Genomic DNA, 11,142 nt, shown 5'->3' with positions numbered 1-11,142 from the left:
GCAGATAATGTACAGAAAAATAGTTAAGAAAATTATTTCTTGTACAACAGTTTGCACTTTGATTTTAGGTATGAGCAGTGTCAATTTCGACACTGCTTATGCTGAAAATGGGAGTGGATCCGATGTTAGTACAGTAGCTGAAAAAAATACTGAAGACACAAAAGAAAATTTGGCAGGAAACACATCAACAGACGATTACGATGTGACAAAAAGTGGTTTGCCTGTTGTATACATTAACACAGAAGGCAATGCAGAAATTGCATCTAAGGAAGACTACATTGATGCTAATTTAAAAATTCAGGATGCAGGAACAGATGGAACAGACGGAAAAGTAGAATATGATGGGGTTACAAAAGTAAAAGGTCATGGAAATTCTACATGGAGATGGTTCCCCAAAAAAGCATATAAATTAAAATTAGATAAGAAAACAAGCCTATTTGGAATGGGCAAAAATAAACATTGGTTATTACTTGCCAATTATATAGATGAAACTCAGATGAGAAATGCGCTTTCATCAAAGATAGGTAAAACATTTGGTGTAACAGCCATGGATACTGTTTGGGTTGAGGTGGTTATTAATGGAAAAAAACTTGGAACTTACCAATTATGTGAACAGGTAAAAATATCAAAAGACAGAGCAGATACTTATGACTGGGAAGACACTGCAGGAACAATTGCAGAAAAAATCGCCAAGAAAAATAATTTGTCTAGTAAGGAAGAAAAGGCACTTTCAACACAAATGGAAGAAGACCTTAACTGGATGACAACTAAAACAGTTACATACAATAACGTTACATACAATATCGATGACTACTATGAAATTCCAAACGCTAATGGTGGATTCTTAATGGAAATTGACAACAATGCTGATGAGGCATCCTTGTTTTATACAGACAAGAAACAGTGTGTTATGTTTAAAAATCCGGAATTTATTAAAACAAACGAAACTGTCTTTAATAGCATTAAGACATATATGCAGAATTTTGAAAATGCCACATATAGCACAGACGGTTGTATTGACATAGACGGTGTAAAAACATCTTATACACAGTTATGTAATTTCGATTCTCTTGTAGCTTTTTGGTTTGCTTCTGAAATTCAGGTAAATGAATTTGGCGGAAGAAGTACATACGTTACAAAGGAAATAGATGGCGGTTTAACTTTTGGTCCTATTTGGGATTATGATTTCAGTTCAGGCTCTGTTGCACCTTTCGGAGCACAGGGAATTGAACGTTGGACTGCAAAGGATAGAACATGGTTCTCACAGTATGTAAAAGATCCTTACTTTGTTATAAAAGCAAGAGAACTTTATATGAAAAATAGAGATTTCTTAAATAATATTTATGCTGATGGAGGCTTACTTGACGGCTGGCATGACACATTAAAAACATCAGCGACACATAATGAAAGTATGTGGTTCTATTCAAAAGGTTTTGAAGGAGATTTTGCAACTTTAAAACAGTGGATGAAGAAGAGACTTACATGGATTAATGAACAGTTTGGAACAGACGCCTCAGCAATGAAATCATTTGGTGCACCTGTAAGCAAGGATATAACTGTTTCAATGACAGAAAATAATGGCACAAATAGCAACTATGGAAGCGGAGTTGCTAACACTTCAGGAGCAAATGACTCTGGAAGTGATATTAATGAAACAAGCAAAGTTGTAACAAACAGCGACAACGCATTTCATGTAAGCACCAATACAGATAAGGTTACATTGAAGTTTAAGTCAGATAACAAGGCTGATACTTCATTTAACTACTACATTAACGGAAAATACATTGATAATGTAAAATCTGAGAACAATGAAGTAGTAATAACAATTCCTGCAGAATTATTAACTAATAAAGATTCAAAGAACGTCGTTACAGTATGGGCAAAGGATGCAAATGGTAACCTTACAAGAATGAACTATGCTACTGTAAACTTTACAGATAAGCAAAGTCATACAGTAACATTCGAGGATGAAAGAGGAATTGAAACAACAGAAGTTTTAGATGGCGACACTGTTTACATGGACTATCCAAAATCAGATTCAGCTAATAGAATTTTTGTAGGCTGGACTGATGGAACAACAACTTATGACAAAGAATCACGCGTAGTTGTAAAAGAAGACATTGAACTAACACCTGTCTGGGAACAGTGTGCAGATGGAGGTTTGGAACATACATGGAAAGAAGAAGTACCTGAAGGTGATGACTTTGAATGTAGTACATGTGGAAAAACTAAATTAGACAAAAACACATACAAGGACATAACAAAGATTTACTGTAATTTAAGCTTAAGATACTCTAATAGTTATACAGGTGGAGAAACAATACCAACAATTGATGTATACTATGATAATAAGAAATTAACAAAAGATGTTGATTATACAATCTCATTTAGAAATGACGTCAATGTAGGTTACGCTACATACACAATTAAGGGTATTAAGAAAAATGGCTTCAAAGGAACAGCGGAAATGTCATACAGAATAATACCAAGAGCCATTTATGCGTGTGTTTCTTATAATATTTTTGGGACTTATGAATATACAGGAAAGCCAATAGAGGCTAAGAATTATTCTGTAAGATTAATTAACAATGAACTAAACTATAATTGCCTATTAACTGAAGGAGTAGACTACACAGTAACATATCAAAATAATGTTGAAGTAGGTGAAGGAAAAGCTATCCTTACAGGATTTGGTAACTTTAATAATACAAAGAATGTAAAAATGACTATAATCCCGGCAAAGGTAAAAGCTTTTGCAGGCAAAGCAAACGGCAAAAATGTAACATTGTCATGGAATAAGTCAGAAGAAGTAAATGGCTACAATGTTTACAGAAGAACAACTTCTACAGAAGAATGGACAAAAATCGCTGATGTGAAAGATACATCTTATGTAGATTCAGATATAAAAGAAGGCAAAACATATAGTTATGCAATTGAAGGCTACACTGCAAAAGACGACAAAATTTATGTAGGTAAGAAGGTTGAAATTGAAGTTAAGAATACTCAGAAAATAACAACTGAACCATCAACAACATGTAAAAAGCCTACAACAACAACTAAACCATCAACAACATGTAAAAAGCCTACAACATCAAAGAACACAAGCAAACTTGCTAGGACAAAGCTTATAACTACAAGTAAAAAGAATAATTCTAAAAAGATTAGTATAAGTTTCAAAAAGGTTAAGGGAGCAAAGAAATATACAGTACAGATTTCTGCAACAAAGAATTTTAAAAAAGTTCTTGTTAAGAAAACAGTGAAGAAAACAAAAGTTTCAATAACAAGCTCAAAAGTTAAAAAGAAAAAGGTATTGTATGTAAGAGTAAAAGCTGTAGGCGCAGCTAAATGGTCCAAGCCAAAGAAAGTTAGAATTAAAAAATAAATACTTATTTTACTAAAATAAAAAATCAAACTGCAATATATTTGTCCGAGGAAGAAAACTAGATGTATTGTCAGTTTGATTTTTTTGTGCTATTTGCAATATAGTGAGTGACTTTTAGCTTTGTTATGTAATAAAAATTAATAAAAAAAATGTTTTTTATACCAAGAATATAAAAAATATACAGTGAATAGTGCAATTTGCGTAAAAATAATAATAAAAAATATACATAATACACAAAAATTCGTCTCGAACCGTTACAAGGGGAAAAATTGTTTTATATAAAATTGACACTTTAAAAAAAAATGGTATACTTAAACGGAGCCAAAAATTGGCAACATAAGATTGAATGAAAATATTATAGGAAGATTCAATCGGGTATGTTTTTTTACAATGAAAGGAGAAATAGAGATGAAAAAACAGCTTAAAAAAGCGCTCGCCGTTGTTTGTGCAGTTGCAATGGTAGTAGCAGGAATTACAGTAGTTCCAAACAGTGTAAAAGCTGACACAACAGGAGTAGAAGCACCAGCAGAACAGTTAAAAGAAATTGGTGGAGATGCAGCAGCAACTTGGTTCTATGATGAAGCAAAGACAACAGGAATTAAAGAAGTTGTAAATATTCAGAAACCAGGTTTCGCTAAAGAAAGCGGTGTTTATGTAACAGTACCAGCAGGAATTTCAAAGGTTACTGTAAATGGTAATGATGATGCAGCTTTAACAGCAATCCAGGGAGCTGGAGTTGTAGTATATTTAACATCATTAACAAAAGAATACAACACAGTTGTAATTACATACGCTAATGGAGAAGGAACAGTTGTAATTAAGAATGTTAATGGAACAAAAGATACAACAGACGTAACACAGCCAGATGCATCATCAGCAGACGTTTCACAGCCAGATGCATCATCAGCAGATGTAACTTCACCAGATGCATCATCAGCAGACGTAACATCAGCAGACGTAACTTCAGCAGACGTAACATCAGCAGACGTAACATCAGCAGATGTAACATCAGCAGACGTAACTTCAGCAGACGTAACTTCAGCAGACGTAACATCAGCAGATGTAACATCAGCAGACTCAACATCAACAGATGTAACTACAACACCAAAGGCTACAACAGCTAAGCCAACAACAGCTAAGCCAACAACAGCTAAGCCAAAGGCAACAACAAAGAAAGCTTCACTTAAGCAGACAAAGGTTACTAAGAAAGTAACAAAGAAACTTAGCTCAAAGAAAGTTAAATTAACATTCAAGAAAGTTAAGGGTGCTAAGAAGTACACAGTACAGGTATCAACAAGCAAGAAGTTTAAGAAAGTTCTTTACAAGAAGACAGTTAAGAAGACAAAAGTTACTCTTTCAAGCAAGAAATTAAAGAACAAGAAGAAATTATATGTAAGAGTAAAAGCTGTAGGCGCTAAGAAATGGTCAAAGGTTGTTAAAATTAAAGTAAAGAAATAATTAAAATTACATATTTTAATCTAACAGAGTCCCTTATGAACTGTGATGGTTCGTAAGGGGCTTTTTGTGTGCCAAAAGATTAATTTGTTGTGTGTGAGTGTTTGGTAAATATGAAAAATAGTAACCCTTTGCAAAGTATATGAGTTCGTTAATTTCAGAACTAATAAAAATGATTTTTATATAAAAAGACACCTTAATAAAAAATAGGCTACTAATTTTGAAAAAATGAATCTGCTAGAATAAAAGCAGACTGTGATGAAAGACGCATCGAATCTAATACAATTTTATTTTTTGAAAGGAGTAGAATATGAGAAAACAATTTAAGAAAGGTGTTGCTATTTTAAGTGCAGTTTCTATGGTGGCAGCAGGTATATCATATGTACCACAGAATGTAAAAGCTGACGCGCCGGCGATAGCAGTTCAGGATAGCGAAGAAGGAGTGGATTATTCAAGCCTTACATACACAAAGGCAGAACCAATTGGTGGTGGAGAGTTCCCAGAACTTTATTATTCAGTTATAACAAATGAACTTCATGCAAATGTAGGTTATCTTGATGCAGGAGCAACATTCCAGTTTGCTTATTCAGCAGACAATAAGCAGGAGGATACAAAGATTACAGTAAATGGCGTTGAAACTGAACCAGGTGCTGGGGTTGTATCAATGTATACTCAGGGCTTAACAAAGTTGAATCCGAAAGCAATGGAAGATAATGCTTATACACATGTTGTTATTACAAGCACAACAGGTAAGCTTGAAATTGTGTTTAGGAAAGGTACTCCAGCAAGTTCTGGTACAACAACAACTACAACAACAGAACCAACAAGTTCTGACACAACAACAACTACAACAACAGAACCAGCAAGTTCTGACACAACAACAACTACAACAACTACAACTACTACTACAGAAGCACCTGAAGTTACAACACCTGCAAAGGTACTTGGTTTAACATATGCAGGAAATGAAAATTTACCATTTTATTTTGCATGGCAAAGTGTAGCAGGAGCTAATGGTTACAATGTATATTTAGATGGACAACTTATCACTAAAGTAGACGGTGTAACATACGAATTTAGTAAAGACTTATTTGCAGAAGCTCGTGAATATACAATTGCAGTAGCTGCTGTAAATGAAGCGGGAGAAGGCACCAAAACTGAATATAAATATACTGTAAAATCTAAAGAACCTGATTCAACAAAGAATGAAGAGACAACTTCAACAAAGAATGAAGAGACAGATTCAACAAAAAATGAAGAGTCAAATTCATCATCATCAACAGAAGAAGATGTAAAAGTACCTGTTGCAGTTGCAGGATTAGCATATACAGGAACAGAAGAAGCATCATTCAAATTCTCATGGGAGGCATCAGAAGGTGCTGAATCATATAATGTATACTTAAATGATATATTTGTTGAATCAACTATAGCACCTGAATATAGCTTTAACAGTGCATTATTTGAAAAAGCAGGCACATACACAATTTCAGTTGAAGCTGTAAATAAAGCAGGTAAGAGTGATAAGAAATCAATTGAATATGTTGTAAAAGAACCAGCTTCAAGTGAATCAACAGATGAATCAAAGGATCCACAGCCAAGCTCAACAGATGAATCAAAAGATCCACAACAGAGTTCAACAGATGAATCAAAAGACGATAATACAGAAGTTACAATGCCAAGTGATTATACAGCATTTGAGAATAACGCAGATTTCGGATATAAGTTTGTAAGTGCACCTGAAGCTGCAAAAGCAGAGGTTAAAACAGACCAGGGAGAAAACTTATTTATTGCCTTTAACGCAGTAGAAGGATTTTTACCTGATTACACAGGATTAAAAGTTAATGGAACAGACAGGGATGTTTCTAAGGGAACAGGAATTACACTTCCAAAATCTTTATTAACAAAGAAAGTAAATGAAGTAGTAATCTTAGACAAAGATGGAAAAGAAATTGTAATTAATATATTCAATGTAAAAGGCGAAGAAAAAAATCCGGTAACTAAACCTGAGGAATCAAAGACAAGTGGAACAGATGAATCAAAGACAACTTCAACAAAGAACGAAGAGACAGATTCAACAAAAAATGAAGAGTCAAATTCATCATCCTCAACAGAAGAAGATGTAAAAGTACCTGTTGCAGTTGCAGGATTAGCATATACAGGAACAGAAGAAGCATCATTCAAATTCTCATGGGATGCATCAGAAGGAGCTGAATCATATAATGTATACTTAAATGATACATTTGTTGAATCAACTATAGCACCTGAATATAGCTTTGACAGTGCATTATTTAAAAAAGCAGGCACATACACAATTTCAGTTGAAGCTGTAAATAAAGCAGGTAAGAGTGATAAGACATCAATTGAATATGTTGTAAAAGAACCAGCTTCAAGTGAATCAACAGATGAATCAAAAGACGATAACACAAAAGTTACAATGCCAAGTGATTATGATGCAATTGAAAACAATGCAGACTTTGGTTTCAAATTTGCAAAAGCACCAGCAGGCGCAAAGGCAATCACAAGTACAGATCAGGGAGATAAGTTATATATTGCATTTGAAGCAACAGAAGGTTTCTTACCTGATTATACAGAAGTAAAAGTAAACGGCACAAGCGTAGATGTTTCAAAGGGAACAGGAATTAGAATTCCAAAATCTTTATTAACAAAGAAAGTAAATGAAGTTATTATTTTAGACAAAGATGGAAAAGAAGTAGTTCTTAACGTATTTAACGTAAATGGAGAAGGAGAAATTCCAACGAGTCCAAGTGTAACTGAACCAGACGTATCATCAGCAGACGTAACATCAGCAGATGTAACTTCACCAGATGCATCATCAGCAGATGTAACAACACCGGATTTGACAAAACCAGATGTAACTACAACATCAACAGAAAAGGTAACAGAAACATCAACTAAAGAAGATGTTGAAACAACACCAGATAGCGGAAAAGATGAATCAACAGCTAAGCCAACAGTTGAGCCTACAACACCAAAGGCTACAACAGCTAAGCCAACAGTTAAGCCAACAACAAAGAAAGCTTCACTTAAGCGAACAAAGATTACTAAGAAAGTAACAAAGAAACTCAGCTCAAAGAAAGTTAAATTAACATTCAAGAAAGTTAAGGGTGCTAAGAAGTACACAGTACAGGTATCAACAAACAAGAAGTTTAAGAAAGTTCTTTACAAGAAGACAGTTAAGAAAACAAAAGTTACTCTTTCAAGCAAGAAACTTAAAGGTAAGAAGAAATTGTACGTTAGAGTAAAAGCAGTTGGTGCTAAGAAGTGGTCAAAGGCTGTAAAAATTAAAGTTAAATAAATAAGTTTTTCAGATTATTAAAATAATAATGATAAGGGCTATGTACAGTATAATAAAGTATATAGTCCTTATTTTGGTGTAATAAGAAATTATTTTAGAATTTCTATCGCACATAAGATATTTCATTGTTGATGTATACTCACATGAAAACACTTTTTAAAAAAAACACACCTTTACTAAAAAATGATACCCTTAAACACAACAAAAAGTTTGATAAAATCTACATAGTTTTTGTAAAACTAAAATTAGGAAATTTTGAAAGGAGTTACAAATGAAGAAAGGATTCAAAAAAATTATGGCATACTTTTGTGCCATAGCATTAATTGTTACAAGTGTAACAGTGTACAATAACAAGTCAGTTTCAGCATATGAAGATTCTGAGTACACAGCTTTAACAGATGGTAAGGGCGCTGCAGTTGGCGACTGGTCAGAATTGTTTGCGGGAACATGGGATAATCTTGCAGGTAAAATGAGTTATGCAGGAAGCAAGTTAGATGACTTAAGCTTAAAGATTGATGAGTCATGTGGTAAGCCTGGTACTTGGCATTTACAGGCTAAGACAAAATTGACAGGACTTACAGCAGGAAAGACATATGATATTAAAACAAAATTAAATTCATCTATGGCAGGAATTTTATATGAAAAAACTGATGTTACAAACGTAGTAAATTCAAACATTGAAATTAAAGCAGGTGAGAACGAAACTACACTTCAGTTTAAGGCAACAGGAGAAACAGAAACTTTAGTATTTGAACTTAGTGGTATGCCAACAGGTTGTGTAATTGATTTTAAGGGTATTACAACAACAGAAGCAACTGAGATTGTTACAACAACAGAACAGCAGCCGGAAGAAGATGGCTATTATGCTTCTATCAAAGGTCAGTGGACATTAACATCACCTTGGAGTGCTTTTTCATCAGGGAGCATTAAATATAAAGGAACAGCAGACAACAATTCAGCAACAGTAGATATTAAATTCGCTGAATATGGTGGTGGAGATTGGCAGACACAGCTTCGTGTTCTTGGCTCAACAAATGTAGTTGGTTCTTTAGAAGCAGGAAAAGATTACAAGGTAAAAGTAGATTACACAGCTTCAAAAGCTTTTGACGGTTTAGTAAAAATTGGAGAAAAAGTAGAAAATGTAAAATTCGCGGAAGGTACAAATTCACTTGAAATATCATATAAGGCTGAAACAGAAAGACCTGATATTTATTTAAATTTAGGATACGCTCCAGCAGATGAAGAATTAAATATTAAGTTGACATTAGTGAAGGTTGAAGATATACAGCCAACAGTTGATCCAACATCAAACAATGTGACATCAGCAGATGTAACACAGCCAGATGCAACATCAGCAGACGTAACACAGCCAGACGCAACATCAGCAGACGTAACATCACCGGATGCAACATCAGCAGACGTAACACAGCCGGATGCAACATCAGCAGACGTAACATCACCGGATGCAACATCAGCAGATGTAACTACAACTCCAAAGGCTACAACACCAAAGGCTACAACAGCAAAACCAACAACAGCAAAACCAACAACAGCAAAGCCAACAACAAAGAAGGCTTCACTTAAGAAAACAAAGATTACTAAGAAAATAACAAAGAAACTTAGCTCAAAGAAAGTTAAATTAACATTCAAGAAAGTTAAGGGTGCTAAGAAGTACACAGTACAGGTATCAACAAGCAAGAAGTTTAAGAAAGTTCTTTACAAGAAGACAGTTAAGAAGACAAAAGTTACTCTTTCAAGCAAGAAACTTAAAGGCAAGAAGAAATTATACGTTAGAGTAAAAGCAGTTGGTGCTAAGAAGTGGTCAAAGGTTGTTAAAATTAAAGTAAAGAAATAATTTGATATTATAACTAAAAAAATAATATGAAAATTTAATAGAGGAGGGCAGTGGAATAAACTGCTCTCCTTTCCTTTTAGAGTCAATTGTGACTTGTGGTTTCTATTGTAGAATGGTAGAATTGTTTTTATAAAAAGAGAGCGTTTGTAGGAGAATATTATGAGAAAGACAATAGCAGGTTTTTGTACAGTTTGTATGTTGGGGCTAACCTTATCAGTTGCGGCAGCACAAACTCCGGGAAATGGCTATGATGACGGGAATACATTTACTAATCCATGGGGTACATTGTTTAGTACAACAACGGCGAAAGAAAGTAAAACAACTAGAAAAGAAACAACAACAGAAACAGTGACAGAATCAGGAATAACAACTGAAAAAGGAACGGGAACAGGAACAACAACGGAAGCAACAACATCAGATAATACATCGGATTCAGCAGGTATCACTACAGAAGAAAAAAATACAGGTGACAATGCCACGGGAAGTGATGACAACACAAGTCAGACTAATATGACAAATAATAACGCAACAGATGAAGGTATAACATCTTCAGGTCAGAATAATGGTGGCAGTATAAGTGAGAATATAACAAATGTAAGTTCATTAGATGACCATGTAACAGAAACTAAGACAATGGTTACTGACGAGAGTGTTACAACAGAACCGTTACATACAATAATAACAGCAAGTACGACAGACAAAATCACAAAAACAACTAAAAAGGTAAGTGTGAAGTCTACCAAAGTAAAAAAAGCAACTAAGAAGAAAAACTCAAAAAAGGTTTATTTGAAGTTTAAGAAAGTTAGCAGTGCACAAAAGTACCAGATTCAGATTTCAGTAAACAAAAAGTTCAAAAAGAAAATAATTAACAAAAAAGTAAACAGTAAGAAAATAAGCAAAAAAATAAATGGCAAGGTAAATAGTAAAACAACAAATAGCAAAAAAATAATTAGTAAAATAGCAAATAGCAAAAACTCAAAAACAGTAAAATTTGTATTAAAAAATAAGAAGCTCAAGAACTCGAAAAAACTCTATGTTAGAATTAGAGCTATTAAGGTAGTAAAAAATAGAAAATATTATAGCAAGTGGAGCAAGCCTAAGAAAATAAAGATAGTGAGAAAGTAAAGGAGAGAA

5 protein-coding genes are annotated in these 11,142 nt (G+C 33.9%); all 5 read left to right on the top strand.

Annotated features, from left to right (window positions below; all coding sequences use genetic code 11):
* Positions 1-7 precede the first annotated feature (7 nt).
* Positions 8-3,382, top strand: coding sequence for a CotH kinase family protein (locus ACZM4J_RS01865; RefSeq protein WP_489485512.1), 3,375 nt, complete (start codon positions 8-10; stop codon positions 3,380-3,382).
* Between the two features lie 408 nt (positions 3,383-3,790).
* Complete coding sequence (locus ACZM4J_RS01860; RefSeq protein WP_428245249.1) at positions 3,791-4,840, top strand: hypothetical protein; 1,050 nt, start codon at positions 3,791-3,793, stop codon at positions 4,838-4,840.
* Between the two features lie 307 nt (positions 4,841-5,147).
* Positions 5,148-8,153, top strand: a complete 3,006-nt coding sequence (locus tag ACZM4J_RS01855) for a hypothetical protein (protein WP_428245250.1) — start codon at positions 5,148-5,150, stop codon at positions 8,151-8,153.
* 271 nt (positions 8,154-8,424) lie between these two features.
* The gene (locus ACZM4J_RS01850) at positions 8,425-10,008 is read left to right on the top strand and encodes a hypothetical protein (protein WP_428245251.1); all 1,584 of its coding nucleotides are present in this window, start codon (positions 8,425-8,427) and stop codon (positions 10,006-10,008) included.
* Positions 10,009-10,167: 159 nt separating this feature from the next.
* Positions 10,168-11,133: a hypothetical protein gene (locus ACZM4J_RS01845; RefSeq protein ID WP_428245252.1), complete on the top strand. Its 966-nt coding sequence runs from the start codon at positions 10,168-10,170 to the stop codon at positions 11,131-11,133.
* The last annotated feature ends 9 nt before the right edge of the window (positions 11,134-11,142 follow it).

It is taken from the genome of Eubacterium sp. (assembly GCF_057858645.1).
Note: the sequence above shows the minus strand (reverse complement) of the source record. Positions and strands in the feature narration are given on the sequence as shown.

What these genes read in the sequence shown, in the direction of transcription:
- ACZM4J_RS01860 (WP_428245249.1), top strand. Translation starts at nt 3,791, where the DNA reads ATGAAAAAACAGCTTAAAAAAGCGCTCGCCGTTGTTTGTGCAGTTGCA.
- ACZM4J_RS01865 (WP_489485512.1), top strand. Translation starts at nt 8, where the DNA reads ATGTACAGAAAAATAGTTAAGAAAATTATTTCTTGTACAACAGTTTGC.
- ACZM4J_RS01850 (WP_428245251.1), top strand. Translation starts at nt 8,425, where the DNA reads ATGAAGAAAGGATTCAAAAAAATTATGGCATACTTTTGTGCCATAGCA.
- ACZM4J_RS01845 (WP_428245252.1), top strand. Translation starts at nt 10,168, where the DNA reads ATGAGAAAGACAATAGCAGGTTTTTGTACAGTTTGTATGTTGGGGCTA.
- ACZM4J_RS01855 (WP_428245250.1), top strand. Translation starts at nt 5,148, where the DNA reads ATGAGAAAACAATTTAAGAAAGGTGTTGCTATTTTAAGTGCAGTTTCT.